Here is a 26,197-nt window from a genome sequence, read left to right on the forward strand (position 1 = left end):
CCCTCAGAAAGCCCGCGCGGTGCGGGCGGGCTGCAGCGCCGCCGTCGCATCCAGCCGCAAATCCTTTCGGATTCCGGCATCCACCAGGGCTGCGGGCGCGAACCGGCGCAGAAATCGCAGGCGCTTCGCAAGGCTGCCGGCCGCGTATTTGAGTTGCGGGCGCACCGCGCTCGCGGCCTTCAGCACGGCATCGGCCACGACGCCGGGCTGTTCGGCCGTCGCCATCACCTCGTTCACCCGCTTGGTCACGCCGGCGCGCGCCTCGCGATATTCGTCGAGCGTGGCGTCGGGCTCCATGAAGTTCGCGTCGAACGGCGTCTTGGTGTAGGCGGGCTCGACTACGGAGACCCGGATGCCCCGCGTGCGCAGTTCATGGTCGAGCGATTCCGAATAGCCTGCCACGGCGTGCTTGGTCGCGGCATAGAGCGCGCCGTAAGGCATCGGCAGAAAGCCGAGCACTGAGCCGATGTTGATGATGCGGCCGCTTCCATGGCGCCGCATGTGCGGCACGACGGCGCGCGTCATCCGGATCAGGCCGAAGAAGTTCGTCTCGAAAATCGCGCGCGCCTGCTCCATCGAGCTCTCTTCCGCGCCGGCAGGGGCAACGCCGAAGCCGGCGTTGTTGACGAGCAGGTCGATGCGACCCTCGCGCCGGATCACTTCGCCGACGGCGGCTTCCACCGATGCATCGCTGGTGACGTCGAGAGCCAGCATCTCGAACGCCTGCTTGCCCGCCTGCGCGCCCCGCCTGCTGGTGCCGAACACCTTGTAGCCGGCGTTCGCGAGTCGCTCCGCCGTCGCCTGGCCGATGCCTGAGGAGGCGCCGGTCACCAGCGCGATCTTCGGTGTAATCCTGTTCATAATGCCTCTCCGACGCCACTACCGGGCCTGAAATCGTTTGATTACGATCGTAACTATTGATATACATGACGATCGTAATTATAAAAGTCAAGCCCCGCCTCTAAGGATCGGTCCCATGCGCGTCTCAAAGGAACAGGCCGCCAAAAATCGCGAGCATATTCTCGAGACTGCCTCGCGCCTGCTGCGGGAGCGCGGCATCGCCGGCGTCGGTGTCGACGCACTCGCCGAGGCGGCCGGGATGACGCACGGCAGCCTCTACAGCCAGTTCGGCTCCAAGGAGCGGCTGGTCGAGGAGGCGGTGGCCCATGCGATCGACGCCAAGGGTCAGGAATTCCCCGAGGCCTTCGAGCTCGAGGACTATGTTTCGCACTATCTCTCGCCGGGGCATCGCGACGATCCCGCCGCCGGCTGCCCCTTCGCTGCGCTCGCCTGTGAAGTGTCACGTCAAAGCAGCGGCCTGAAGCAGCGTTTCACCGCCGGCGTGCGCGGCGTGATCGGCTTGCTGAGCAGCCGAATGGCCACCGATCTGAAGCCACGCCAGCGCGAGGACAAGGCGCTCGCCGCCGCCGCCTCCATGGTGGGAGCCCTCGTGCTTGCCCGCGCCGTGGACGATCCCAAGCTGTCGGACGATATTCTTCGCGCGACGAGGAATTCGCTGGCGGGGTGAGGCCGCGTCCCGGCGGGGCGCCGAAAGTCCGGAACAAAATTCCGGTGACGACGTTCGACGTCGCGGACAGCCAAAAGCGATGGCTGCCGATCTTCGACATCGACATACTTTCGAACGCGCATGGATGACTACAGCGATCTGGTGCTCGGCATGTTGGCCCTGGCCGTCGCTGCCCTCCTGTTGGTGGCGGGCGAGCTCTATCTCGTGACCCGGCCAGAGCCGCCGCAAACTCACGCGCCGGCCCCACCGGTCGTTACATCGTCGGCCGAAACCATTTTTTGTCATGTCGATTTTGGAGCGTAAGCAGACCAACTCGAAGAGGTGGGCAATGGGAAGCACTGCAACTGTTCCGATGCTGTCGTCTGAGGGCGGATTGACACATTACCTGGCGGAAATTCGCAAGTTTCCGATGCTGCGGCCCGATCAGGAAATCGCCTACGCCAAGCGATGGCGCGAGCACGGCGACCGCGAGGCAGCCTATCATCTCGTCACAAGCCATCTGCGGCTCGTTGCCAGGATTGCGATGGGATATCGCGGCTACGGCCTGCCGGTTGCGGACATCATTTCCGAAGGAAACGTCGGCCTGATGCACGCCGTCAAGCGCTTCGAGCCGGAGCGCGGCTTTCGGCTCGCGACCTACGCGATGTGGTGGATCAAGGCGTCGATCCAGGAATACATCCTGCGGTCCTGGTCGCTGGTCAGGATTGCCAACAGCGGGGCGCAGAAGAAGCTGTTCTTCAAGCTTCGCCGGACCAAGGCGGAAATTTCCGCCCTGGAGGATGGTGATCTCCGCCCCGAGCACGCCAGCCGGATCGCGCGGCGGCTCGGCGTGCAGGAGAACGACGTCATCGAGATGAACCGGCGCCTCGGCGGCGACCTGTCGCTCAATGCCTTGGTGCGCGACGCCGACGGCGGCGAAGTCCAGGACTGGCTCGTCGACCCCGCGTCCAGTCCTGAAGCCGCGTACGCCGAGCAGGAAGAAACCAGACGGAGGCGTGAAGCCCTTGCCGGCGCCATGGGCGTCCTCAAGCCGCGCGAGCGCGACATTCTCGAGGCGCGCTGGCTCTCCGAGCCGCCGCTGAGACTTGAGCAGCTCGCGGCACGGTATGGCGTTTCACGCGAGCGGGTGCGGCAGATCGAAATGCGCGCGTTCGAAAAGGTTCGGGCTGCTATCGGCGGGCGCCTGGCAGCCGGCTCTTGAAACCAAATCGCCGCCTCCTAATTCTTTTGGCAGCCGCATGCGAGTGCGGTGCCGGACGCCAAAGCAGGGTCCGGCAAGGCCATCGGGGCTCGCCCCGGTGATGCTCTTAATCCATGTTGCTCACAGGAGGATGTGGTTATGAGAACCGACGATATGTCTCCCCTCTGGCGTTCGACCATCGGTTTCGATCGCCGTTCCGCCGCGTCGCATCGCGATCGATGCTGCCGGCAACGCCGACCCGAAATCGAGCACAAGCAGGCGGCCTGACGAGCTGATCGTCCGGGCTTTGCAGCGCGTGCGTGGCCCTCGCCGCGCGCCGGGCTGCGCCAATCGACCCATCAAGACAGGAGATAAGGAGAAACGACAATGGCACTACGCGATCTCATTCCGTGGAACAACGGCTCACGCAACATGGCCGTTCAGCGCGGCGAAGCCGGCAACCCGCTGCTTGCGCTTCATCGTGAGATGAACCGGCTGTTCGACGACGCCTTCCGCAGCTTTGATCTCCGTCCGTTCGGCTCCTCGACCGCAATGGGCTGGCCGAACGTCGAACTCGACGAGAGCGACAAGGAAGTGAAGGTCGTCGCCGAGCTTCCCGGTCTCGAACAGAAGGACGTCAACGTCGAGCTTGCCAACGGCGTGCTGACGATCAGCGGCGAGAAGAAGAGCGAAACGGAAGACAAGGAGCGTCTCTTCAGCGAGCGTTACTATGGCCGTTTCGAGCGGCGCATTCCGGTCGATGACGTCGACCAGGACAATGTCGCGGCTTCCTTCAACAACGGCGTTCTCACCGTCACCCTGCCGAAGTCACCGGCGGCACAACAGAAGGTGAGGCGCATCGCGATCAAAGGCAAGTAAGCACCATGTGTAAGCATGGCCGTGGGCGGGAGCCGCCGCTCCCGCCCGCGTCCGGCCGGCGGCCGCATTTGCGTCCGTCGGCTCGCTGCAAAATTTTAGGGAACGCTCGGAAACTTCAATTCCGGTCTGGCGTTTTGCGGTCGGTTTCCAAGTTCTGGGAGTCGCACATGAAGAAACTTGCTTTAGTCCTGACGATGATCTCGGCCCTGTTCGTGGCGGCGGCCTCGCCGGCGGAAGCCCATGGCTGGCGCGGCGGCTGGCACGGCCATTGGGGCGGTCCCGGCATCGGCTTCGGTCTTGTTGCCGGTGCGCTTGCGGCGGGGCTGGCGGCCGATGCCTATTATGGCCCGCGCTTCTATGGCCCGCCCTACGGCTATTATGGACCGCGCGTCGTGCGGCGGGCCTATTATGTGCCTTACGCCTACGCTCCACCGCCTTATTGGGATCCCTGGTGGTGACGAGACAAGGCCCGGACCATCATCCGGGCCTTTTGTGTGAGCGCGATCGATCAGTGGTTCGCGGCACGCCTATTTGCGGTTCGCTCCCGTGGAGCCGGAACCTGGCATGGCCTGCTGGCCTCCTTGCGTTTGCCTGGTGTCGTTGTCGCCTGGCCGCGTGGTCGACGATTTGGCCGGTGCGTTCGCGCCGCCGCCATTGTTGTCCGATGACGTGTTGAGGCCGGAGGCTCCCGCTCCCGTCGTGCCGCCGGTGCCTGAGGAGTCGATGCTCGACCCGGTCCTGGACGCACCCGCGCCGCCTTGCGCGAATGCGGAAGAGGGGAATGCGAGAGCCGCAACGAGCCCTGCGAGAACCAGCTTTTTCATGTCCGCTCCTGTGCTTGACGTCGTCACATGCCGTGCCGAGGCAAAGATCTCGGCACGCACCTGTTCCTGGGCGGGAGCGGAAATCCCGCGACAGCGACGATGAGTCATCCCGAGCTCATCGCGCGCGGGGCGATCCGTTCCTGCGCTTGCGGCGTCAACTCGTAGCGGTCGCCCGTTTTCACCAGCCAGCCCGCCTCGATCATGCGTCGCGTCATGCCCGCGCTGCACAGCGGGTGGCTGCCGCCGGGATGAAACAGCGCGCCCTCGCGTTCGATCAGGTAGCCGTAGAGCCGCGCCTGTCGAAGCGGGTTTTGCATCCCTGGTGTGGGCGCCTCCATGGTCTCTCGCGCAGTCCTCCAAGACGGCCTGAGATGCCGGGCCGATCCCCCGTCAGGCGGCCCCGGCCTGTGGCCCGGGGGCGGGGCTTCGAGCCGAGGCCGCCATTGCCGGAATCGCAAGGACCCGGCGCGGCCCAATACGCAACGGCCCCAGGTCGTTCCAACGACGTCGTTCCTGCGAGCTCGGTCCTACAAACTATCCGTTGCTCTTTCCGGATGGGTGTCGGCAAGGCGAATTGCCTAGGCCGACCAACGATCCTGCTCTTCCTGGTGGGCATGCTCGTTCAGCCGTTCGGCGATCTGATCCGCGATCTTCTCCGACTCGGCCGAGGCCACCGGCTCGCCCTTGTGGGTCCTGAGCTTGTCCTTGTCGGCTTCGATGGGAAAATCGTCGGGCTTCAGTCCGGCATCTTTGGTCATGGCGCGCCTCATTGTGTCTCGCATCCGGAAAACACGGGCGAGGGCCGTTCGTTGCTGGAACAATGAAGGCGCAATCGAAAGCCACAGCCTGGCGCAAGCGCCGCGCGGCCCGCGCTTTGCTCAGGCCCCGCCGACGGCCCGGATCACGGTCCCGCTGCCGCCGCACGTCGCGCAGGGCGCGCCGTCGATCCGCCCCTTGCCATGGCAATCCGGACACACATCTTCGCCGGTGCCCATCGTCCCCGGTGCGGCTTCGTCCCCGGGGTTGAGCGCCGCCGAACCCGTCGGCGGTGTCCCGGTCTTTACGCCCTCCGTGTCGGTCTTGGTCATCTGCAGCTCCCTCGAAAAGACCGCAACGCGTCTTGCCGCAGGAAGTGCCAATCGTGATGTCAGATGCGGTGCACGTCAGTCGCGAGCCTGCGCAACCTGGGAAAGTACGCCGTCCGCATTGGAGGCCATCACCTCATCATCACCGCACGCCCGTGCCTTTGCAGCGCTGGCACTTCACCACCTTGTCGCCCTTCTTGAGCAGGCCTTTGCCTTCGCAGTTCTTGCATTTCTGCTTCTTCTTGATGTTGGGGCCTTTTTCATTGGTCATGGACGGCTCCTGCCGCGAAAGAGCGGTTGATTGAGCATTGTATGGGCGGGTTCTCGGCGAGAACACGCAGCGTTTCTGGTGGGCAGCCCAGCGGAACAGCCGAACGGTGCCAGATAAGCCCTACGCTCATGTCGGCTGCGGCACCACCCGCACAACGATGGCGCGTGATCGCGCCGATTGTTCGTCGCCACACGGCTCCCTAGCCTCGGAACGTTCACCGCCTAAATGCATTTAGGTGGTGTAAAGACGATGGAGGCCCGAATGGCGAGCGGGCTCACGCACCGGCGCTTGGCGTTGAACGGGATGTCGATCTTCTATCGCGAAGCGGGACGCGCCGGCGCGCCGGTCCTGCTGCTGCCGCACGGCTATCCCTGTTCCTCCTTCCAGTTCCGCCGGTTGATGCCGGCGCTCGCCGACCGGTGGCGGACGATCGCGTTCGACTGGCCGGGCTTTGGTTACAGCGGCACGCCCGACCCGTCGGAATTCGCCTATGATTTCGACGCCTATGCAGACGTGCTGGCCGGCCTCGCCGATGCGCTCGGCCTCGGACGATACGCCTTGTGGCTCCACGATTACGGCTCCCAGATCGGGCTAAGGCACGCGATCGCTCACCCCGAGCGGATCGCCGCGCTCATCATCCAGAACGGCGATATCTATGAGGATGTGCTGGGCCCGAAATACGCGACCATCAAGGCCTGGTGGGCCGACAAGACGCCGGCGAGGCACCGGCCGCTCGAGGAGGCCGTGAGCGAGGATGGCTTCCGTGCGGAGTTCGTTGGCGAAGTGACGGACGACGTCGCTGCCCGGGTGCCGCCCGACCTCTGGAAGCTTCATTGGCCACTCATGGACACGCCAGTGCGCCGACAGGTCTGCGTCGGGCTGATGGAGAAGCTGGAGGAGAATCTCGGCTGGTTCGCGCGCTATCAGGCGTATCTGCGCGAGCACCGTCCTCCAACGCTCGTGGTGTGGGGCCCCGAAGACGGATACATGCCGGCCGAGTCCGCCCGCGCCTATCGCCGCGACTTGCCTGATGTCGATCTGCACCTGCTCGACGGCGCCGGACACTGGCTGCTCGAGACGCATTTCGATGAGGCGCTGCCCCTGGTCCGCGCCTTCCTTGCGCGTGTCAATGCCTGATCGTCCCACGGCGCGGCCTTCGCCGCGCTGGTGTCCCTTCGCCGCCTAAAGGAGGAAGCAAGCATGCCAACCAATCCTTCCATCGCACGAATCTGGCGTGGTCGTACCCGGCGGGACATCGCCGACAGCTACGAGCAATATCTGCGCGCTGAAGGCATTCCGCCGCTCGAGAAGACGGCGCTCGGCGTCCAGCTGCTGCGCGAGGACCTTGACGAGGAGACATGGTTCACGACCATCTCTTACTGGTCCGACATGCAGGCAATGACTGCCTTCACCAAGGCCGAGCCGACCAAGGTGCATCACCTCGACCGCGATCCCGAACTCCTGATCGAACTCCCTCAAAGGGTGGAAATCCACCGCGTTCTGGTCGATCGGTACGGCATGCGCTGAGCACGACGGTGCGCAACTTTGTCCTCTTCGCCGCAATGTCGTTGATCTGGGGGCTGACCTGGGCCGCCATCAAGGTCGGGCTCGGCGATCTGCCCCCGCTGCTGCTCGCCGCCGCGCGATACCTGCTGGCGGCCGCACTGCTGGCCATCGGAGTGCGTGGCGCCGGCGCCGCATTCGCCGAAGGCCGCGCACGGCCAACGATCGTTTCAGCTCTGCTGGTCAACACCGGCACCTACGGCTTGCTGTTCTGGGGGATGCAGCACGTGCCATCGGGCTGTCGGGGCTGGTCAACCTTACCCTGATTCCGGTCCTGCTGTTTGCCCTCGCCGCGTTGACCGGCGAGGAGAGGCCGACCTGGCATCATGCCGTCGTGCTCGCGATCGGTTGTGTCGGTGTCATCGGGCTGTTCTGGGCGCGGCTCGGGGCCGGGTCCGATGCGAGCGGCCTTGGGCTCGCGGCGATCGTCGCCGCGACCGTGAGCTATTGCGTCGGCAGCGTGGTCGCGCGTCCGTTGGTCGGTCCGGTGAAGCCCCTGGCGCTGACGATGGTGCAGGCGGCGATCGGCGGCTCGGCCCTGCTCGGCCTTTCGCTGGTGCTGGAACCCGTATCGAGAGACACGCTCGACGCTTTCCTCACTCCGGCGGCAATCGGCAGCCTGTTGTTCCTGTTGCTGCTCGGAACGATCGTGGCTTATACGATCTATCTCGTGCTGCTGCGTGAATGGGGTACGATGCGCGCAGGTCTGTATGCCTTTGTCTCTCCGATCATCGCGCTTGGCACCGGTGCGTGGTTGTTCGGCGAGGCGATCGGCTGGCTCGAGATCGGCGGCGCTGCCCTCATGCTGGTGGCCGCCGCGATGGCGCTGCTCCGGCCTTGGGAAGAACGTCCGACGTGAAGCGTTTGCGCAGCATCGCCGATCGACCGCCGCCGCTTCACCGCGTAGCGGGGAATCTGGCGCTCAATTTCGCCAACACGATCAGCTGGCGCGGCACGGACCAAGAGGCCGATCACTTGCGCGACGCCGAGGGAATGCTGGCCTGGGCAAGGGATGCTGGACTGGTGGGCGTCGATTTTTCGCCTAATGCAAGGCAGCGGGCGTTGCTGGTCTACGATGGCCGGCGCCTGCGCAACGCGATCGACCAGGTAGGCGCTGCGATCGCGGACGGCGATGAACCGCCGGCGCTGGGCATGGCGGTGATCCACGATGTTGCGGCCCGTACCTTCACGGCCGCATTGCTGACCGGTTCGCCGGCCACCATCGAATTCACGCACGGGGACCGAATCCTTGGTCCGCTTGCCTGGGCTGCGGTCGACCTGCTGCGCGGCGACGAACTCGACCGATTGAAACGATGTCCACAGCACGACTGCCACTGGCTGTTCATCGATCGCACCAAGAACAGATCCCGTCGCTGGTGCGAAATGGCCACCTGCGGAAACCGCGCAAAGATGCAATCGCGCCGGTAAGCCGACAGCTGCCTTGAACAACAAGCCTCCAGCTCTATTTTGCGCTCGAGAAAGCATCCGCTGCGTAGACGACCTTGCCGCCCACGACCGTCAGCAGAGACGCCGTGGCGCCAATCCGCTCGACGGGGACGGACAGGAAATCCCGATCGAGAATCGCGAAGTCGGCGAGCTTGCCGGTCTCCAGCGTGCCGCGCCGCGTCTCGTCGAAGCAGAACCACGCGCTTCCCACGGTGTAGAGGCGCAAGGCATCTTCGCGGCTGGGTGTTTCGTCCGGGCCGCGCGTCGAGAGTCCGCCGACGGTCTTGCCGTCGAGCATCCATTGCAGCGCCACGAACGGATTGTAGGATGCGACCCGATGCGCATCCGTGCCGGCCCCGACATGGACTCCCATGCGCAACGCCGTGACGAGGGGTGGCATGCTGCGGGCGGCTTCGCCGACCTGCGCCACGATACGGTCACCTCCGAGATACATCGCGTCCTGCATGGTCCAGCCGATACCAAGGGCTTTCATGCGCGCCAGCGTTTGGGGCGAGGTGTTGTCGAGATGGGCGATGGACCAGCGCAACGGCGCGAGCGGCGTCTCCTTGTTGACCTCGTCATAGAGGTCCAGGAGGTGATGGACGGATTTGTCTTCCTGCCAGTGGATGGTGACTGTCAGCCCTTGTTTGGCCGCCCAGCGAATGATCTCGCGGAACTTGTCCTTGGCGGCCGCGTCAGGCGCATTGTTGTTGTACATGGCGCCGGTGATCCGCTCGCCTAGTCCGTTGAACCGCAGCATGTCGTCGCCGAATCCCATCGGCAGGAACGGCGTGAGAGTCTTGTACTCGTCGAATTCCGCGCCGACATTCTGGGCGAACAGGCTGAAGGCAACGCGAACCGACAATGATTTGTCACGCCAGAGCTTTTGCAAGGCCGCGTAGTGGCTGGGATAGATGCTGAAGCCGCCGGGATCCACGATCCCGGTCACGCCGAGACGATTGAGCTCCGTGAAGAACTGCCGGGTCCCGGCGACATTCTCTTCGAAATTCGGCCTCGGCAGCCGATCGAACAGCGCGGAGATACTGACGATGGAGCCGTTGAGCCACCCCGTGGCGTCGCCCGATGCGGCGCGCTCAGTCGTGATACCGGCCGGCAACTGATCCGCGGACATCCCGAGGGCTTGCTGCGCTTTTGGCGTCATCAGCACCGCCGAATAGAACAGCTGGATGTAAGCCGGATTGTCGGGAACGGCCGCCATCACCTCGGCGAGCGTTGGCCGCCGCTTCTCAGTAAACTGCAATTCGCTCCAGCCGCCGGCCACGATGATCCAGGATGCCGGGCGCGCTGTTGCCGCCTGGCGCAAGCGTTCCATGGCCTCGGGAATCGTCTTTGCGCCGATCCAGTTGACCTCGGTTGCGTAGGTCAGGCCGGCGCGCACCGCGTGAATATGGGAATCGATCAATCCCGGAATGATTGTGCGTCCACCTGCGTCGACACGGCGCGTCGCGGGCCCGATCAGGCCTTCCATGGCATCGTTGCCGCCAATTGCGACGATCTTGCCGTCGCGGACTGCGAGAGCCTGCGCGATCGTCGATGCGGGATCCAGCGTCACGAGCTTTGCGTTCGTGACAATGAGGTCGGCCTTTTGTGCGTAAGCCAAACTGGCCCAGCACGAGATCACCAAAATCGCCAGAAGCTTGCGCATCATCAGTCCCGACATGAGAGAGGCCGAAGCGGCGCCACACGTCCGCCGCTGGATGCGCTCGCGGACATCGCGTGTCGCAACGGGAGTGTCGTGATATTAATCATGTCTGGCACCAACAAAATCAGGCGGTCCACCGGAAATTTGGTGAGGCGTATTAGGGTGACGGTGCACTAAATTCGTGAGCCATCGAATCCGCGAAAACCGTGGTACTCATGACTGCACTGTCACCTAGATCAGGAACTCGAACGCCTGCTCTGATTTGATCTCCAACTCCTGTTGCTCCTCGCGTCGACGCGCGAAGGACCGTATCAGGATGCGCAAAGCGGAAGTCTTAGGGTGGGCGCCCGCTCTCTTGGCCTATTAATTGGTCTCACATGAAGAGGCGATACGGATACACATTTCTTGGCAAGTCCGCGACGTTCGCAATCGTCCTTGCCAGCTTTTGGGAGTAGCGGATGCTCACTGGTACGGGGTCGTAGAGTGCATCGTTGTTCCAATCCATCTTGGTCAGCGCCAGCGCCTCATGAGCGCTTAGCTCAAGAGGGCCACTGCCGGCATGACGAATGAGCTGCAGCGGGCGCGGAATGCTCTTCTTCCCCTGATAATAGTCGCCCTTGGTCGAGACCTCGGGAGCATTTCCCGCCACCCATATGAGCGCGGAGTTGCCCGATCTCACTACCATCGTTCCTCGCGGCACGGGATAGCCGGACGGCCTTGTGGGAGGGGTCCGCTGGCCAGATTTGATCAACCAAACTCCACGCCAGCAGGATGCCGAACTGATCTCGATGCACTCGATCTCCGGTACGCCGGATAGTGCATCGAACGCCCCTTCGATTTCGCCGTCCTTAAAGGCGGTAGTCTTGTGGATGACCATCCGCTTAGGAAGGTTGCCGCCATTGCGGCCTTGATAAAGCTCGAGACTGCGGGCGAGTACCGCTCGCATGTCGTCACGGCTCAGAAACGGATTTCTACGAGCCTCGGCAACGTCGGCGACCGGGTCGCGCGCCTCGAAGGCGACAAACTGCATGCCGCCGCCATCCATGTCGAAAACTTGTGAGCAGCACGTCACATAGTGCGCGTCTCGCTGATCACCGCGGAGCGCATAAGCGAGCCCGATATAGGCGGTATCTGTTGGTACACCTTTTAGCGGTGCCAGTTTCCAGGGTGTGCCCGCGGCCTTCACATACAATGCAGTCGCTAGGCGCCACGCAAGAGAGGCCTTATGGGCGAAGGTGAACGCTCGATCGTTGAGCACCTGAGTGGGGATATTGTATTTCGCGCCAAGGGCCTTGAGCGCATCATGCGCATCGAAGAACTTGCCGCGCGTAGCAGGATTCCAGCTGTCGGGAAAATGGACGAGCACGACGTCAAACGCGCTTCGCACCGTATCAAGCCGTCGGAGCGCGGCCTCCATTGCAAGAAAAAGCCTTGCTTGCGGGTCGCCCTCGCCTGGCAGCAGGTGCAGAAGATCGGGCCATTTGACGTGCGCGTCGCGCGGCGCGGCCTCAAGTGCGACCTGGAAGAGCGTCTCGAAGCCTGGATACTCCGGAACATATTCAGAACGATCTGAAGGGTGGTGGGGTTCACGAAGCGACAGCATGAGCTCGCCTCGACGCTTGAAAGCGCTCTCCGGACCTACCGTCGCGATTCGTATGCGCGACGTATATCCTCCGAACGATCCTTTCGAATAAGGACCGAAATTTACTAGGCCCCTGAGCGGGTGGACATCAACCTGCGCGGGGTCGGAGGGCGAGAATGCCAGAAGAGGTTCGTCCAGAAGCGTGAATGGCGGAAGCTTCGTCACGAAGGCAGGATTGCTCATCACTTCGTCCTATCGAAATAGATGTGGTGATGGCCCGGCCGACTGAAGCCGGTGACCGGTGCGACTTCGAACACCGCGTCGACCCCTGTGCCCTCCTCGAGCCCGAAGGCACGTTTTTTCTTGTCCCCGGCATTGGTAAGAAGCTGCGCCCAGGCATCTATGATGCCTGCCCAGTTTCTGTTGTAGCGCTGCGCCCACCGTTCTCGGCGCCAGTCGCCTACAGGATCGCCCCCGCGATCCGGCGGAGTGCCCATTGGATCTGGGTCGACCGCGCTCGGATCGCCCGCATCGTCGCTTAGGCGAAGATTTTGCTTCGGAACCTGCACGAAGGTGAAAGGCTCGAAACCGCACCACCAGCGCCCGTCGACTTGGTCTAACTTCAGGAAGACGCCTTCCTGATAGGGAAATCCGAGCTTCGGTACGGTCCCGGTCAATGCACTTCCGTAGGCATCTCGCAGCCTCTTAAGCACCAGCCCGTTTTGGCGTGCGCGCTCGGGATCTTCACCATCACGAGGCGCCGCAACAACTAATGAATGACCAGAGCGCCTGTACCTGGGAATAAGCGGCCGCCGTCGCGCCAGGCCTTTTACGAGCGCGTCGTAGAGGAGTCCCAGTGCCCAGCTATCGGCGATAGGGTCCAGTACCACATCTCCCCCTAACTTCGCGCCGAGCGATGCTAGAGCGTCCAAGATATCCTGATCTCTACCGAAGACAGCTAGCTCGCGCCCGTTCGCCGCGATAGTTGCCTTGCAGTTTTGTTCCTTGAGCAACTCCCTAACCGCGCTAGACGTCGTGGGTGCCGCGAGCGTCATTCGCCTGGCACTGCGCGGCATTGCTTCGATCAGAAGAGCAGAATACCGCAGGACAGGGAAAGAACGTGCTTCGGCAGTCGGTAGCTTCACGGGCACTAGCCGCGGCGCAGCACGGCCGAGCATCACCCGATCGAGCAGGATCGTCGGAAGGGCGACCGTTTTGACTACTTCTGCGGACAACTCATCAAAGGTGGTGCACTCGACGATCGCAACGTCGACGCCTGCAAGCTTCGCCTTTTCAAGGAATTCCTTCGCCCCCGCCAACAGCCGCGACGCCGAGGAGGTGACCCAATACAAGCCGTTCGGAAACGGCGATTGATCGGCGAGTATCGAGTTCATCGCCTCCATGATCGAGGCATCTCGTCCGCTATACCCGACAAATATCATACCAAAGCGCTTGCCGGCTTCTACCAGCACGTGCTGCATTCGGATGTCCTGCTGCTCGAGTTCTGATCCCGTATTCTTGATAGAGACCGACTGGTAATCCCCGTGAAGCTTTGCGACCAGTGGCCAGTCGGATTCGTTCAGGCAACGCATCGCGCGGTCGGAAGAGTCGATCGCAGCAACGGTTGGACGAACTTGATCGGCGACTGCCAAAATGGCATTTGCCGACAGAGCGGACTCTTCAATCAGCGGGTCGAAATTTGTGGTGAAAACGCAATTGACCTTCCCGTTCGCGATAAGGCTTCCGAGAACCGTGTGCCCGAAACAGGGCTTGCCCTTAGAAATCGCGTCGTCAATATACTGCCGGCGATGTCTAGGCTGCGGGTAAACCGCTTCGAAGGCGGCTGCATATTCGGTCGGATCGCCATTTGGCGGCAGGATCGATGTCCGCTGGAAGAATGCGTCGATCCTTTCGATCCAGATGGGATCGGCAGTGTCGATTTCTCGTTTCGAGATGCCGTTCTGGCGACAAAAGATCTGCGCCTTGAAATCGCGGATCATCGCGTAGCCGGTCGGTATTCCTGATGCGGCCGATGCGCCGGCGCCGAGAAACCACGCCACAAGGTTTGGCCTGAGAGCGAAGGCGGTCGCGAACTGCGCGGCGGACATAGTCGGAATAGAGCTGATGATCTTATTCCTTTGACAGATACTGAGAAGGCAATATTTGGGCGCGGTCTCGTCCCGTAAAGTCGGGGACCGTAGCCAGAGCATTCCGGCTCGTTCTATTGGTTTAGAGAGAAAAAAGAGGCGTCACCAGCCGTCGACCTTACGTTGCATTGCACAATAACGACTCTCAGAGCAATATAGCAGAAAATGACGGTGAAGAACTCGTCGGGGCTGCCAGGGGGCCTGTATGGCGATGTTCTCGCTAAGCCGTGTGCTTGCTATTTTCATTGCAGGCGTCGATTAGCGGTCTGGTGTTGAGCGCTTGCAGCGGCGCTTCCTTCCGTGACGTTCAAATGGATACTCGTTGGAGTACCTCCCCTATGCAGTACGACTTTCAGCAACTATCGCCTCACGACCTTGAAATCTTGGTTCGGGATCTCCTCCAGGCAGACTGGGACGTTGTGCTTGAGAGTTTCAAGACCGGCCGCGATGGCGGTGTTGACCTGCGATATGCCCGTGGGGGACATAATCTTGTGGTTCAGGTGAAACACTATGTCCGGACCGGACTGGCCGGCCTCCTACGCGATCTCAAGGCCGAGGCAGGCAAGATCCCAGCGCTAAAGCCGACTCGCTATGTACTCGTAACCTCTGTGTCCCTCTCGCCTGCCAACAAGCAAGCAATCGCCGCGGTCCTTGGCGGTGGACTGGCCAGTAGCGACGTACTCGGTCGGGACGACTTGAACAACTTGCTCGGGAGGCATCGCGAGGTTGAGCAGAGGCACTACAAGCTTTGGCTCGCTAGCCGTGCGGTCCTCGACCGTGTGCTGCACAGCGATGTCCTAACTCAGACTGAGTTTCAGATCGAAAAGGTTCACGCCACCATCCGGCGCAACGTGCAGAGTGACGCGTATCCGAACGCCCTCGATATCCTCGACCGGAGCAGAGTGGTTATCATCTCTGGGGCGCCCGGCGTTGGAAAGACGACTCTGGCTAACATGCTGCTTTACAAGCACCTTGAACGCGGTTGGGAGCCGGTGGTGATCCGCCGCGATCTTGCCGAAGGACAGAAACTCTTTCAGCGTGGTAAGTCACAGATTTTTTATTTTGACGATTTTATGGGCGCAACCTTCCTCGGCGATCGCACATCCGGTTTGCTTCGCAACGAAGACCGCGCCATTTCCGACTTCATCGAAATGGTTAGGGCCTCACCGAAGGCCCGCCTGGTGCTAACCACTCGCGAGCACATCTTTGGGCAAGCCGTCGCCGCGTCGGAACGACTCCGTCAAGTCGGCCTCAACGGCCACAAAGTCGTCCTGCAAATTGGAGACTACAGCTTCGCCCAGAAGGCTCAAATCCTGTACAATCACCTCTATTTCAGCGAGCTGCCTGGCGCTTACAAGGATGCTCTATTGCGATCCGACTTTTATCTCGAAGTCGTCCGGCACCCAAAGTTTAATCCGCGTTTGATCGAATGGCTGTCGAGCTTCAGCCGAATTCAGGCTATTTCGCCGGGGGAGTACCGAGATTTTGTTCGCAATTTGCTCAAGGACCCCTCTGAGGTCTGGTTGCATGCCTACGACCATCAACTTAGCGACGCTGGTCGCTCCCTGTTGCTGACACTTTACAGCCTCGGCGGCAAGGCGGAGGGCGTAGTCCTCCAGCCGACCTTCAAAAAGCTCCACGACGCACGTGCAAAGCGGTGGGGCTTCCAACGAAAGCCGGAAGACTGGGCTACCGCGATGGCCGAACTCGCTAACGCGTTCCTCCGGCCGACGGGTGGTAACGCCTTCGAAGTTCTTGATCCCTCGGTCATCGACTTGGTCAACGCAGTCATTCGCAGGGCGCCGGAAAACGCAGTCGACCTAGTCGTTGGCGCCGTAGATTTCAGCCAAATCGAACGAGTCTGGAATATAAGCAAACGTGGCGTCAAAGGGGTTAGAGCAGCCCTCGTCCAAGGCGGCGAATCCATTGCCGCTGCTATACGAAACGCTACATCGAGATCGCATCGGCTGGTCGAATTGCAGAATGGGACCTTCCTGATAGAGTGGACGGAAGAAACGCGCTTCGCCGCAATCGTCCCTCTCGCAGATGCGATGAAAACTAAGGATATGCTAGATCTCGCCAAGTCGCTTGGGGGTGATATGTCCTCAAGTTGGCGCGACCGTGAAATGTCGATCATCGATGGTGTCGAAGCTCTCCGCGCACTTGAGCGCGTCTCGTGGGCACCACTACAATCTCCAACGTTGAAGCACGAGCTAATTGAACAGCTCTTAAAGCAGGCGCAGGTTTCCTGCAGGTCCGTTGAGCTCAGTGAAATTGTCAGCGTGCTCGACCTCGAAGAACCTAGAAGCGCGGCGAACCTAGCTGTGCTACGGGCAGCGTTCGAGAACTCAAGACACGAGATCGCCTCTGATATCGACGAATGCCGCAAAGAGGACGACTTCAACGGCCTTCGAGGTGCCTATGAGCTATTCGCGTCGACCCTTGGCGTGGACGTTAGTCCGGAATTGGAGAGGCTGGAAGAAGTATACGCTGAGTACACGGATTACGAAGAGCAGCGAGCTGACCAGATGATGGACGAGTATCGTGATCGCCAGAGAGAGTCCGGCCATTCCGAGGACAGCGTCCGCGACATGTTCGGTTCGCTCCGAAGCGACAGGGCAGACTAGATTCTCACCACGCGTGGTCGGAAGCCACATCCGGCTCACATGAATAATGTTTCGTCGACGGATGCGTGAAATCGAACCGCAACGCCGCTGTTATGGGCGGCTAGTTCTAACCATAAACGCACTAGTGGAGGCAGGGTACTTGCTCCACCCGTCCAGACATACATGGCGCGGAGTCCAGCCTGGGTGGCGCAAGTCCAAACTTCCATGGCGTCCAACATTTGCTGGTGGGCCCGGCAGGACTCGAACCTGCAACCAGACCGTTATGAGCGGCCGGCTCTAACCATTGAGCTACAGGCCCCGCCGCGAGACGGCCGCGAAAGCTGCGGCCGGCAACGGTGCGCGGTTCGTTTACAGGGACGGAGGCGGGGGTGCAATGCTGGCGCCGGCGGTTGCAAACGTTGGCGCGGCAAGCCTTGGGATTTTTGAATAACCGAAATTGGCGATGATGCCCTTATAGTCCTGTTTTGCCCGACGGCGCAAGCCCATCTCGCCGAGCCTTCGTCCCCGCCCTCTGGCAATCGCGCCAGGGGGCTCGGTTTTCGATTCTGTAACCCCTTGTAATGCCAAGATCTTTCTACTGTGCATGGGGTTGTTTTCGCACATTTTGTTGGAGAGGGGTCTTCCGATCCCCTCCGATGTCGCGTTGGCGCGCTGCAGGCGCGCGGCAGTTCCGCAGGCCTAGTCCACCGACACGCCGGCGAACTCCACCACCTTGCGCCACTTCTCGGTCTCGTCGGTGACGAGCTTGCCGAACTCGGCCGGCGTCATCGGCTTGGGGATGCCGCCGGTCTCGGTGAGGCGCGCGACCAGCTTCGGGTCCTTCAGCGCCTCGTTGACGGCCTTGTTGAGGATCTCGATCACGTCCTGCGGCGTGCCCTTCGGCGCGGAGATGCCGTAGAAGCCGACCGATTCGAAGCCGGGCAACGTCTCGGCGATCGCGGGCACGTCGGGCACGCTCGGCCAGCGCTGCGGCGAGGTCACGCCGAGCGCGCGGACATTGCCGCCCTTGGCCTGCTCCATCGCGGAGGGGAGGTTGTCGAAGATCAGCTGCACCTTGTTGGAGATGATGTCGGGGAACGCGATCGCAGATCCCCGATAGGGCACGTGCACCATGTCGCACTTGCTCATCACCTTGAACAGCTCCGCCGACATGTGCACCGAGGTGCCGTTGCCGGACGAGGCAAAGGAGATCTTGCCGGGATTGGCCTTGCAGTAGTCGATGAACTCCTGAACCGTCTTCGCGGGAAAGGCGTTGGAGACGACCAGCATGTTGGTGAGCTGCATGATGCTGGCCACCGGCACGGTGTCGCGCAGGAAGTCGAACGGCAGCTTCTTGTAGAGCGAGGTCGAGATCGCGTTGTTGGGCGCGACGAACAGCAGCGTGTAGCCGTCCGGCGGCGAGGCGATCGCAGCAGCGGCCGCGATGTTGCCGCCCGAGCCGGTGCGGTTCTCGACGATGAATTGCTGGCCGAAGCGGTCGGTCAGCCACTGCGCCATGATCCGCGCCACGATGTCGACCGGGCCGCCGGCGGAGAAGCCGATGATCCAGTGCACGGGACGGTCGGGATAAGCGGCGGAGGCGGGAGGTGCGGCGCCCAACAGCGTTGAAAGGAAAACCAGCCCGAAAACACTGTTACGCAAAATTCGCAACATGACGCCTCCCATGTTCTATTGTCGTTGGGCTGCATGCTTTCACAAAATCGGGGCGCTGCCTACATCGCCGCAAGTCGATGTTGACGCGCCCCCGCCGGGACCGACCATGAGATTCGCTTTTGTTTTCCTGCTCGGCGCGGCGCTGCTTTCAAGCCCCGCCGCCGCTCAAACCGGAGCCAACGCCATTCCGACCAACACACCCAGCCTGACGATCAGCTTGGGCACCGCGACGCCCGGCGGCGGTTTTCCGCTCTATGGCAACGCCTTTGCGCAAGTGATGAACGCGGCCGATCCGCAAGTGATCATCGCCCCGCGCAACACCAAGGGCAGCAACGAGAACATTCCGCTCTTGGAGAAGGGCGCGCTCGATCTCGCCCTGGTCGCGGGCGAGCCGGCCTATGAAGCCTTCGCCGGCATCGGCCGCGCGCCGGTACGGTTGAAGATCCTCACGGCGATCTATTCCAACCCCGGCATGTTCGTGGTGCGCGCGGACAGTCCGTACAAGACCATTCGCGATCTGGTCGGTCAGCCCGTCGCGTTCGGCGCCAAGGGCTCCGGCCTGCCGATCCTGGCGCGCTATGTGCTCGATGGTCTCGGGTTGAAGCAGGACGAGGACTTCAAGGCGATCTATCTCGACCGCGCCGGCGACGGCCCCGCGATGGTCGAGGATGGCCGCGTCGCAGCACTCTGGGGCGCCGGCATCGGCTGGCCCGGCTTCGCGGTGGTGGCCTCGAGCGTATCAGGCGCGCGCTTCATCGCGCCCAGTGCCGAGGAGATCGCGCGCATCCGCGCCAAGCATGCCTTCCTGAAGCCGCTCACCGTGCCGGCCGGCAGCTACCCGAACCAGTCCGAGCCGATCGCCTCGCTCGGCTCCTGGAGCTTTGTGCTGACACGCGAAGATTTGCCTGACGATGTCGCCTATCGCCTGGCGAAGACGCTTCACGGTGTCGAGCCGACCTTCTGCAAGCAGCTCGCGCAAGCCTGCGAGACTACGGCCGCGAACACCGTCGCCGCCGCGCCGAAGCCCGAGCTGATCCATCCCGGCGTGATGAAGTACTTTCGCGAGATCGGGGTAGTGAAGTAGGGCGCTTCCTTCCTTCTCCCCCTGTGGGAGAAGGTGGCGCGAAGCGCCGGATGAGGGGTATCTCTCCGCGAACTCAACAGCGAGTTGGACTCGCGGAGACGACCCCTCACCCGGCTTCGCTTCGCGAATCCACCCTCTCCCGCAAGGGGAGAGGGTGCACCGCCGCTGCGGCTTCGCTACACCCTCACTTCTTCACCATCGCGCAGGCCGGGTCCGGCGGGCCGAACGCCTTGTCGCCCGAGATCGTGGTGAGGATCTTGTAATAGTCCCACGGATATTTGCTTTCCTCCGGCGTCTTCACCTGCACCAGCCACAGATCGTGCACCATCAGATTGTCTTCGCGTAAGCGGCCGTTGCGGGCGAAGAAATCCTCGATCGGCTTTTCCCGCATCTTGGCGGCCACCTTGAGCGGATCGTCGGTGCCGGTGTCCTTGATGGCGTTGAGATAGTGCATCACGCTCGAATAGACGCCGGCCTGCCACATCGACGGCATCTTGTTCATCTTGGCGAAGTAGCGCTTCGACCATTCGCGGGTCTTGTCGTCCAGGTCCCAGTAGAACGACGTCGTCAGCAATAGCCCCTGGGCGGCCTGCAGGCCCAGACCGTGGATGTCGGTGATCAGCGCCAGCAGCGCCGCCATCTGCTGGCCGCCCTTGAACACGCCGAACTCGGAGCCGGTCTTGATCTCGTTCATGTTGTTGGGCGGACCCGCCGCAATGCCGATGATCTTGGCCTTGGAGGCCTGCGCTTGCAGCACGAAGGAGGAGAGGTCGGGCGTCGCCAGCGGCGGCTTCACCGAGCCCAGCACCTTGCCGCCATTGGCGGTCACGACCGCCGAGGCGTCGCGCTCCAGCGAATGGCCGAAGGCATAATCGTCGGTGATGAAGAACCAGCTGTCGCCGCCGCGCTTGACCACCGCGTCCGCGGTGCCGACCGCGAGCGCGCGGGTGTCGAACACCCACTGGATCGCATAGGGCGAGCAGAACTTGCCGTGGAAATCGGCGGTGCCGGTGGAGTGGGTGATGAACAGCCGCTTCTTCTCGTTGGCCATGTTCTGCACCGCGAGCCCGACCGCGGAGACCGGTACGTCGACGATCAGATCGACCTGGTCGACGTCGTACCAGCGCCGCGCGATGGCGCCGCCGATATCGGCCTTGAGCTGGTGGTCGCCGACGACGATGCTGATCGGCTTGCCGAGCACGGTGCCGCCGAAATCGTCGATCGCCATCTGCGCCGCCGTCACCGAACCCTGGCCGGTCGGCGCCGAGGCCGGACCGTTCATGTCGGTGAGCACGCCGATCTTGACGACGTCGTCGGACACCTGCGCCATTGCGGCGCCCGGCAGCAGCGTCGCCGCCAGGAACGTCGCTGCAAAGCCGGCAGCGACCGGCAGTCCAAATCTCGTTGGCTTCATATTTGTCCTCCCCTGATCCGGCGCGTTGGCCGGTGTACCCCCGGGTATGGCCCGGCTGAATTGGTTTCTTTTGCAACTATTTGGGGGCGGGCGTCAACGTCAGGCGGCGAAGCGGATTTGTCCGGCCGGGGAGGGATCGTAGCCGGTCAGCTCCTCGGCGCGCTGGAGCAACCGCTTTTCGCCGAGGAACCGGATCAGGCCCTGCATAGCGGGGCGGAAATAGCTGCGCTGCCGCATCGCGAGGTCGAAGTTCTCCCAGACCAGCGGCACGAAATCGAGGCCGGCCGAGCGCGCGGACGCACGCGTCGCGATGCCGCAATCGGCCTGTCCCGCGCGAACGATCTCGGCGAGATCCGGCCCGGTCAGGGCCGGCATCTCGATCCGGCGCAAATCGCGCGTCGAGGCGCCGGCGCGCTTCAGCAGCACATCGAGCAGCATCTGCGCGCCCGTGCCTGCTGTCGCATCGCCATCCTGGCCCCGAGCGCGAGCACGTCGGAAAGGCCGCGCAGCCGCTTGGGATTGCCCGGCGGCAGCACGAGACCCTGCTCGCGGCGCGCGAACGCGACCAGCAATGCATCATGCAGGTCCGGAGCGTCTCGCAGGACCGTCGCATTGGCCTCGGCGGCAAGATTGCCGTCGGCGTCGACGCTGTGGAAGTGCATTGCCACGGCCATCACCTCGTCGCGCTGTAAGCGCTCGAGCCCGCGTGCGCTGCCCTCGCTCATCGAGCCCAGGCCCGAGACGGATTCGCGCAGACTCCAATCTAGAAGCTCGTCCTGGCTGCCGCCGACGACCGGCGGCGGCTCCGCGATCAGCATGCCGGCCGGGCGCGCCAGTCCGGACAGCACCCAGAGGTCGAGTTCGTGCCGCGGGAAGAGCCATTTTCCGGTCACCTTGGTGCAGGGGATCGCACCGGTGGTGACGAGTTCGTAAAGCTTGCGTTCGCCGAGCCGAAGATAGTCGGCGGCTTCGCTGGTCGTCAGGAATTCCATCCTGCATTCCTATGCAAATTCTTGCTTCTTTTTGACGTTCGACGCAGATGGAATTCTGCATTTCAAGTTTTGTCCGCCACGACCATGCCCGATCATCTCGCTGCTTTGCAACACATCCCCACGCGCGATCTCTGCCTTGGTGAACGATCCTGAATCGCTCGCGTGGTGCGGATCTTGCGGTCTTCGCGCGCGGCGCATTGCCGGAATTTCCCGACACTGCGGGCGCAATGTGCAAACACGTCACGAGTGCGGCGCAATCGATCATCATCATGATCGCGTCATAGCCAGTGGGAACCCGATCATGGCCGTCCGCCGCCTCTCCGTTGCATTCGCGCTTCTCTGCGGCCTCGCCGCGAGCGTTGCGGCGTCATCCGCGGAAGACCGCGCCATCGTCATGGCCACGACCACAGCGACGCAGGAGTCCGGCCTGCTCGACTATCTGCTGCCGATCTTCCGTGAGAAGACCGGCATCGAGGTGACGGTGATCGCGCGGCGCGCCGACGAGGTGCTCGAGGGGGCACGAAGGGGCGAAGTCGACGTCGTGCTGATGCATGCACGGCCGCAGGAGGAGAAATTCGTCGCCGACGGTTTTGCCGTGAAGCGCTTCGACGTGATGTACAACGACTATGTGCTGATCGGGCCGAAGAGCGATCCCGCCGGCGTGAAGGGCAAGGACATCGCGACCGCGCTGAAGGCGATCGAGGCCAAGGGCGTACCGTTCGTGACGCGCGGCGACCGCTCGGGCACCCATGCCGCGGAGCTCGCGCTCTGGATCGTCGCCGGCATCGACATCGCCCGCACCAAGGGCGCCTGGTATCGCGAAGCCAAGCAGGACATGGCCTCAGCCCTCGACGCAGCGCGCACGGCGAACGCCTATGTGCTGTCCGACCGTGGCAGCTGGATCGCTTTTCGGGATCGCGGCGATCTCGACATCGTCGTCGAAGGCGACAAGCGGCTGCTCAATCAGTACGGCGTGATGCTGGTGAACCCCGCGAAGTTTCCGAACGTCAAGAAGGAATTGGGGCAAGACTTCGTCGACTGGCTGATCTCGCCGGACGGGCAGGCGGCGATCGCCGGATACAAGGTCGACGAACAACAGCTGTTCTTCCCCAATGCGGACAAATCGGGCGGCTGACGTTCGTGTCGCCAGCGGTTGCCAAACCGGGCGATGCATGGTCCATCATGGCGCATGACCCAGCGCCTGCCGCCATCGCTGACGCCACTCGACACCGCGCTCGCCGCGTTGCTGAAGGGGCTTGATCCGCTCACGCCGGTGGAGTTGCCGCTGAGCGAAGCGGCCGGCTGCATCGCCGCGGGCAATCCGCTGCTCGCGCCTCGACCATCCTGTGACGTCGCTGCCGCGGACGGCTGGGCGTTATGCGCCAATGATCTGGTCGGCGCGTCCTCCTATTCACCGCTGCCGCTGCCGACAGCGCCCGCCTGGGTCGATGCCGGCGACGCGATGCCGGCGGGATGCGACTGTGTGCTCGATGCCGATTCAGTCGAGGTGTCTGGTCCGCTCGCCCAGGTGTTGGCGGAGGGCGTGCCGGGGCAGGGCGTCAGGCGCGCAGGAAGCGACATCGACGGACGAACGCCTGCCGCCGCAGAGGGGTATCCGGTCGGTCCTGCCGCTCTTTTGCTCGCGCGCGCCGCCGGGCTGGACCGGCTGAGCGTGCGCCGTCCGCGGCTGCGCATTGTCAATGTATCAGGTGCAACGCTGACCATGCATTTGATCGCGGACATTGCTCGCGCCGCTGGACTGGATGTGCAGACGAGCGAGGCCGGCGCGCGAGACGCGGGATCGATCGCGGAGACGTTGGGGACGCCTACCTGCGATCTCCTGCTGACGATCGGCGGCAGCGGCGTCGGTCGCAAGGATGCCGCGGTCACGGCGCTGGCCCAGGGTGGTGACGTGATTGCCCATGGTCTTGCGCTCCAGCCCGGAGGCACCGCCGCGATCGGGCGGCTGGGAACCATTCCTGTCGTCGGCTTGCCCGGATCGCCGGACCATGCGCTCGCGGTCTGGCTCGCGCTCGTGCTGCCGCTCGTCGACCTTCTGTCGGCGCGGCAGCCGCGCCGACAGATAGTCTTGCCGCTCGCGCGAAAGATTGCATCCAGCGTCGGCATCGCCGAAATGGTCCTGCTGGCCGAGGAACATCATGCGTGGGTGCCGCTTGCGGTAGGAGAATGGCCGCTCCAGGCAATGGCCCGTGCTGATGCATGGCTGCTTGTTCCCGCCGGCCACGAGGGATTTGCAGCAGGCGCGCCGGTCGATGCCTATCTGATGCGGGAATGATATGGGTTTAGCATGACCATGATCCCGCAATCGCAAGTCCGCAGCGCACTCGAACAGGAACAGTTCCTGAAAATCGTTTCCCGCGAGGAGGCCCTGGCACGCTTCGAGGCTGCGCTGTTCCCTCGCGCGATCCCAAGCGAAAGACGCAAGCTCGCAGCAGCGCTCGGCGCGTCGCTTGCTGAAGACATCACTGCGCCAATCGACGTGCCACCGTTCGACCGTTCCAACGTCGACGGCTTCGCGGTGCGCTCAGCGGACCTTGCGACAGCCGGCGAAGGTGCGCAAGTTCGCCTCGGGCTGAATGGCGAGACTATTCACTGCGGCACCGTACCCGCGCTGCAAGTGGCGGCGGGAACGGCAACGCCGATTGCCACCGGCGGTCCGCTGCCGCGCGGTGCCGATGCCGTGGTCATGGTCGAGCATACCCAGCCGGCGGGATCGGCCACCATCGACGTCCGTCGCGCCGCCTCGCCCGGGCAATTCATATCCTACGCAGGATCCGATATCGCGCGCGGCGAGGCGCTGCTGCGCGCCGGCACGATCGTGGGCTCGCGCGAGGTGGGCATGCTGGCGGCTTGCGGTCTTGCCGAGGTGAGCGTCGTGCGCAAACCTCGCGTGGCCGTGATCTCCACCGGCGACGAACTGGTTCAGCCCGGCGAGGTGCTCGCGCCTGCTGCGATTTACGATACCAACGGCGCGATCGTCACTGCTGCGATCGACGAGAACGGCGGAGAGGCGGTTTTCCTCGCCGCCATTCCCGACGACGAAGCTCAGCTCGAAGCCGCCATGCGGCGTGCGCTGGCGGACGCCGACATGCTAGTGCTCTCCGGCGGCACGTCGAAAGGCGCGGGCGATCTGTCTCATCGCATCATCGGCCGGCTCGGCCAGCCCGGCATCATCGCGCATGGCATTGCGCTCAAGCCCGGCAAGCCGCTGTGTCTTGCGGTGTGCGACGGCAAGCCGGTGGTGATCCTTCCCGGTTTTCCGACCTCGGCGATGTTCACCTTTCACGACATGATCGTACCGGTGCTGCGCAAAATGGCCGGACTGCCGCCGCGCTCCGATGCCAAGGTGAACGCGACCGTGCCGGTGCGCATTGCTTCCGAGCTCGGCCGCACCGAATTCGTCATGGTCTCGCTGGTCGAAGGCAAGGACGGCTTGATCGCTTATCCCTCCGGCAAGGGGTCCGGTGCGATCACGTCGTTCGCGCAGGCCGACGGTTTTCTGCGCATCGACGCACTCGCCGACCAGATGCCGGCCGGGACCGAAGCCGAGGTGACGCTGTTCACGCCGCATGTGCGGGTGCCCGATCTCGTCATCGTCGGCAGTCATTGCGCCGGCCTCGATCTCGTCACGGCGCAACTCGCGCATGCCGGGCTGACCGTGCGCTCGATCGCGGTCGGCAGTCTCGGTGGACTTGCGGCGGCGCGGCGCGGCGAATGCGATCTGGCGCCAATCCATCTGTTCGACGACAAGAGCGAGACCTACAATGCGCCTTACCTCGTCGAAGGTCTCGAACTCGTGCCGGGCTGGCGACGGATGCAGGGCATCGTGTTCCGCAAGGGCGACAAGCGTTTCGAAGGCCACAGCGCGAAGGACGCCGTCGTCGCGGCGCTCGCTGATCCCTCCTGCATCATGGTCAACCGCAACCAGGGCGCCGGCACGCGCATCCTGATCGATCGCTTGCTCGGTGGTGCGCGCCCGGAAGGCTACTGGAACCAGCCACGCTCGCACAACGCGGTGGCCGCGGCGGTCGCGCAGCATCGCGCCGACTGGGGCATGACCATTGCGCCGGTCGCCAAGGCGGTCGGCCTCGGTTTCATTCCGCTCGCGGAGGAGCATTATGACTTCGCGTTGGTGACGGCGCGCAAGCAGCGTCCGGCGGTGCGGGCCTTTCTCGATGCGCTCGGCTCGGACGAAGCGCGTGCCGCGCTGGAGCGGGCCGGATTCCGGCCGGCGTAGA

General features: G+C 63.2%; 26 protein-coding genes, 1 tRNA gene and 1 pseudogene. 15 read left to right on the forward strand and 13 right to left on the reverse strand.

The window, feature by feature from the left end:
• Nucleotides 1-3: 3 nt before the first annotated feature.
• Entirely contained in the window at nucleotides 4-861 is an 858-nt protein-coding gene (locus ACFQX9_RS17825) for an oxidoreductase (RefSeq protein WP_204513725.1), read from the reverse strand.
• 115 nt (nucleotides 862-976) lie between these two features.
• Between ACFQX9_RS17825 and ACFQX9_RS17830 the strand changes: the two genes are divergently transcribed.
• The 5 genes from ACFQX9_RS17830 (at nucleotide 977) to ACFQX9_RS17850 (ending at nucleotide 4,045) form a co-directional block, all read left to right on the forward strand.
• The gene (locus ACFQX9_RS17830) at nucleotides 977-1,528 is read left to right on the forward strand and encodes a TetR/AcrR family transcriptional regulator (protein WP_204513726.1); all 552 of its coding nucleotides are present in this window, start codon (nucleotides 977-979) and stop codon (nucleotides 1,526-1,528) included.
• A gap of 120 nt (nucleotides 1,529-1,648) precedes the next feature.
• The gene (locus ACFQX9_RS17835; protein WP_018455661.1) at nucleotides 1,649-1,831 is read left to right on the forward strand and encodes a hypothetical protein; all 183 of its coding nucleotides are present in this window, start codon (nucleotides 1,649-1,651) and stop codon (nucleotides 1,829-1,831) included.
• 25 nt (nucleotides 1,832-1,856) lie between these two features.
• Nucleotides 1,857-2,729, forward strand: a complete 873-nt coding sequence (gene rpoH, locus ACFQX9_RS17840) for an RNA polymerase sigma factor RpoH (RefSeq protein ID WP_204513727.1) — start codon at nucleotides 1,857-1,859, stop codon at nucleotides 2,727-2,729.
• 366 nt (nucleotides 2,730-3,095) lie between these two features.
• Complete coding sequence (locus ACFQX9_RS17845) at nucleotides 3,096-3,587, forward strand: Hsp20/alpha crystallin family protein (protein ID WP_377789868.1); 492 nt, start codon at nucleotides 3,096-3,098, stop codon at nucleotides 3,585-3,587.
• 167 nt (nucleotides 3,588-3,754) lie between these two features.
• Complete coding sequence (locus ACFQX9_RS17850) at nucleotides 3,755-4,045, forward strand: hypothetical protein (protein ID WP_018455658.1); 291 nt, start codon at nucleotides 3,755-3,757, stop codon at nucleotides 4,043-4,045.
• A 69-nt stretch (nucleotides 4,046-4,114) separates the two neighbouring features.
• Here ACFQX9_RS17850 and ACFQX9_RS17855 read toward each other — a convergent pair whose 3' ends face one another.
• The 5 genes from ACFQX9_RS17855 to ACFQX9_RS17875 form a co-directional block, all read right to left on the reverse strand.
• A complete protein-coding gene (locus ACFQX9_RS17855) occupies nucleotides 4,115-4,411 on the reverse strand; it encodes a hypothetical protein (protein ID WP_026232997.1) in 297 nt (98 codons plus the stop codon).
• A 104-nt stretch (nucleotides 4,412-4,515) separates the two neighbouring features.
• The gene (locus ACFQX9_RS17860; protein WP_204513728.1) at nucleotides 4,516-4,749 is read right to left on the reverse strand and encodes a hypothetical protein; all 234 of its coding nucleotides are present in this window, start codon (nucleotides 4,747-4,749) and stop codon (nucleotides 4,516-4,518) included.
• Between the two features lie 240 nt (nucleotides 4,750-4,989).
• On the reverse strand, nucleotides 4,990-5,169 hold the full coding sequence (locus tag ACFQX9_RS17865) for a hypothetical protein (protein ID WP_018455655.1): 180 nt from the start codon (nucleotides 5,167-5,169) through the stop codon (nucleotides 4,990-4,992).
• Nucleotides 5,170-5,289: 120 nt separating this feature from the next.
• Nucleotides 5,290-5,499 (reverse strand): hypothetical protein, encoded by a 210-nt coding sequence (locus ACFQX9_RS17870; RefSeq protein ID WP_018455654.1) that lies wholly within the window; start codon nucleotides 5,497-5,499, stop codon nucleotides 5,290-5,292.
• Between the two features lie 139 nt (nucleotides 5,500-5,638).
• Entirely contained in the window at nucleotides 5,639-5,767 is a 129-nt protein-coding gene (locus ACFQX9_RS17875) for a hypothetical protein (protein WP_018455653.1), read from the reverse strand.
• 261 nt (nucleotides 5,768-6,028) lie between these two features.
• On the opposite strand from ACFQX9_RS17875, the gene ACFQX9_RS17880 reads away from it, so the two are divergent.
• From ACFQX9_RS17880 to ACFQX9_RS17900, 5 genes are all read left to right on the forward strand, one after another.
• Nucleotides 6,029-6,904 carry an alpha/beta fold hydrolase gene (locus tag ACFQX9_RS17880; RefSeq protein WP_231188856.1) on the forward strand — a complete coding sequence of 292 codons (876 nt, stop codon included), beginning with the start codon at nucleotides 6,029-6,031 and terminating at the stop codon, nucleotides 6,902-6,904.
• A 63-nt stretch (nucleotides 6,905-6,967) separates the two neighbouring features.
• On the forward strand, nucleotides 6,968-7,294 hold the full coding sequence (locus ACFQX9_RS17885) for an antibiotic biosynthesis monooxygenase (RefSeq protein ID WP_085359688.1): 327 nt from the start codon (nucleotides 6,968-6,970) through the stop codon (nucleotides 7,292-7,294).
• A gap of 8 nt (nucleotides 7,295-7,302) precedes the next feature.
• Nucleotides 7,303-7,596, forward strand: coding sequence for an EamA family transporter (locus tag ACFQX9_RS17890; protein WP_377789870.1), 294 nt, complete (start codon nucleotides 7,303-7,305; stop codon nucleotides 7,594-7,596).
• A gap of 29 nt (nucleotides 7,597-7,625) precedes the next feature.
• Nucleotides 7,626-8,189 carry a DMT family transporter gene (locus ACFQX9_RS17895; RefSeq protein ID WP_377789872.1) on the forward strand — a complete coding sequence of 188 codons (564 nt, stop codon included), beginning with the start codon at nucleotides 7,626-7,628 and terminating at the stop codon, nucleotides 8,187-8,189.
• On the forward strand, nucleotides 8,186-8,758 hold the full coding sequence (locus tag ACFQX9_RS17900; protein WP_377789874.1) for a CGNR zinc finger domain-containing protein: 573 nt from the start codon (nucleotides 8,186-8,188) through the stop codon (nucleotides 8,756-8,758). The genes ACFQX9_RS17895 and ACFQX9_RS17900 overlap by 4 nt, the downstream gene beginning before the upstream one ends.
• Before the next feature lie 34 nt (nucleotides 8,759-8,792).
• On the opposite strand, the gene ACFQX9_RS17905 is transcribed toward ACFQX9_RS17900, so the two are convergent.
• The 3 genes from ACFQX9_RS17905 to ACFQX9_RS17915 form a co-directional block, all read right to left on the reverse strand.
• Nucleotides 8,793-10,457: an amidohydrolase gene (locus ACFQX9_RS17905; protein ID WP_377789876.1), complete on the reverse strand. Its 1,665-nt coding sequence runs from the start codon at nucleotides 10,455-10,457 to the stop codon at nucleotides 8,793-8,795.
• A 355-nt stretch (nucleotides 10,458-10,812) separates the two neighbouring features.
• Nucleotides 10,813-12,264 carry a nuclease PIN gene (locus ACFQX9_RS17910; RefSeq protein ID WP_377789878.1) on the reverse strand — a complete coding sequence of 484 codons (1,452 nt, stop codon included), beginning with the start codon at nucleotides 12,262-12,264 and terminating at the stop codon, nucleotides 10,813-10,815.
• Nucleotides 12,264-14,081 carry an SIR2 family protein gene (locus ACFQX9_RS17915; RefSeq protein ID WP_377789879.1) on the reverse strand — a complete coding sequence of 606 codons (1,818 nt, stop codon included), beginning with the start codon at nucleotides 14,079-14,081 and terminating at the stop codon, nucleotides 12,264-12,266. The genes ACFQX9_RS17910 and ACFQX9_RS17915 overlap by 1 nt, the downstream gene beginning before the upstream one ends.
• 425 nt (nucleotides 14,082-14,506) lie before the next feature.
• Here ACFQX9_RS17915 and ACFQX9_RS17920 point away from each other — a divergent pair, with 425 nt between their 5' ends.
• Complete coding sequence (locus ACFQX9_RS17920) at nucleotides 14,507-16,795, forward strand: restriction endonuclease (protein WP_377789881.1); 2,289 nt, start codon at nucleotides 14,507-14,509, stop codon at nucleotides 16,793-16,795.
• A 222-nt stretch (nucleotides 16,796-17,017) separates the two neighbouring features.
• Here ACFQX9_RS17920 and ACFQX9_RS17925 read toward each other — a convergent pair.
• Together ACFQX9_RS17925 and ACFQX9_RS17930 are read right to left on the reverse strand one after the other, a co-directional pair.
• A tRNA-Ile gene (locus ACFQX9_RS17925) sits at nucleotides 17,018-17,093 on the reverse strand.
• A gap of 380 nt (nucleotides 17,094-17,473) precedes the next feature.
• Nucleotides 17,474-18,448: a Bug family tripartite tricarboxylate transporter substrate binding protein gene (locus tag ACFQX9_RS17930; protein ID WP_377789883.1), complete on the reverse strand. Its 975-nt coding sequence runs from the start codon at nucleotides 18,446-18,448 to the stop codon at nucleotides 17,474-17,476.
• 106 nt (nucleotides 18,449-18,554) lie between these two features.
• Here ACFQX9_RS17930 and ACFQX9_RS17935 point away from each other — a divergent pair, with 106 nt between their 5' ends.
• Nucleotides 18,555-19,532 (forward strand): TAXI family TRAP transporter solute-binding subunit, encoded by a 978-nt coding sequence (locus ACFQX9_RS17935; protein ID WP_377789884.1) that lies wholly within the window; start codon nucleotides 18,555-18,557, stop codon nucleotides 19,530-19,532.
• Between the two features lie 184 nt (nucleotides 19,533-19,716).
• Here the strand turns inward: ACFQX9_RS17935 and ACFQX9_RS17940 are convergent, their stop codons facing one another.
• Together ACFQX9_RS17940 and ACFQX9_RS17945 are read right to left on the reverse strand one after the other, a co-directional pair.
• Entirely contained in the window at nucleotides 19,717-20,946 is a 1,230-nt protein-coding gene (locus ACFQX9_RS17940; protein WP_018456163.1) for an ABC transporter substrate-binding protein, read from the reverse strand.
• 99 nt (nucleotides 20,947-21,045) lie between these two features.
• Nucleotides 21,046-21,938: pseudogene (locus ACFQX9_RS17945) on the reverse strand (substrate-binding domain-containing protein).
• A gap of 301 nt (nucleotides 21,939-22,239) precedes the next feature.
• Here ACFQX9_RS17945 and ACFQX9_RS17950 point away from each other — a divergent pair.
• Genes ACFQX9_RS17950 through ACFQX9_RS17960 form a run of 3 tightly spaced genes read left to right on the forward strand, consistent with a single transcriptional unit; the run spans nucleotide 22,240 to nucleotide 26,196 of the window.
• On the forward strand, nucleotides 22,240-23,073 hold the full coding sequence (locus ACFQX9_RS17950) for a substrate-binding domain-containing protein (protein WP_377789886.1): 834 nt from the start codon (nucleotides 22,240-22,242) through the stop codon (nucleotides 23,071-23,073).
• 54 nt (nucleotides 23,074-23,127) lie between these two features.
• Entirely contained in the window at nucleotides 23,128-24,234 is a 1,107-nt protein-coding gene (locus ACFQX9_RS17955; RefSeq protein WP_377789888.1) for a molybdopterin-binding protein, read from the forward strand.
• A gap of 12 nt (nucleotides 24,235-24,246) precedes the next feature.
• Entirely contained in the window at nucleotides 24,247-26,196 is a 1,950-nt protein-coding gene (locus ACFQX9_RS17960) for a molybdopterin biosynthesis protein (protein WP_377789890.1), read from the forward strand.
• Nucleotide 26,197 lies beyond the last annotated feature (1 nt).

Origin of the sequence: Bradyrhizobium sp. GCM10028915 (genome assembly GCF_042666195.1) — a bacterium.
In the GTDB taxonomy this organism is placed as follows: Bacteria; Pseudomonadota; Alphaproteobacteria; order Rhizobiales; family Xanthobacteraceae; genus Bradyrhizobium; species Bradyrhizobium canariense_D.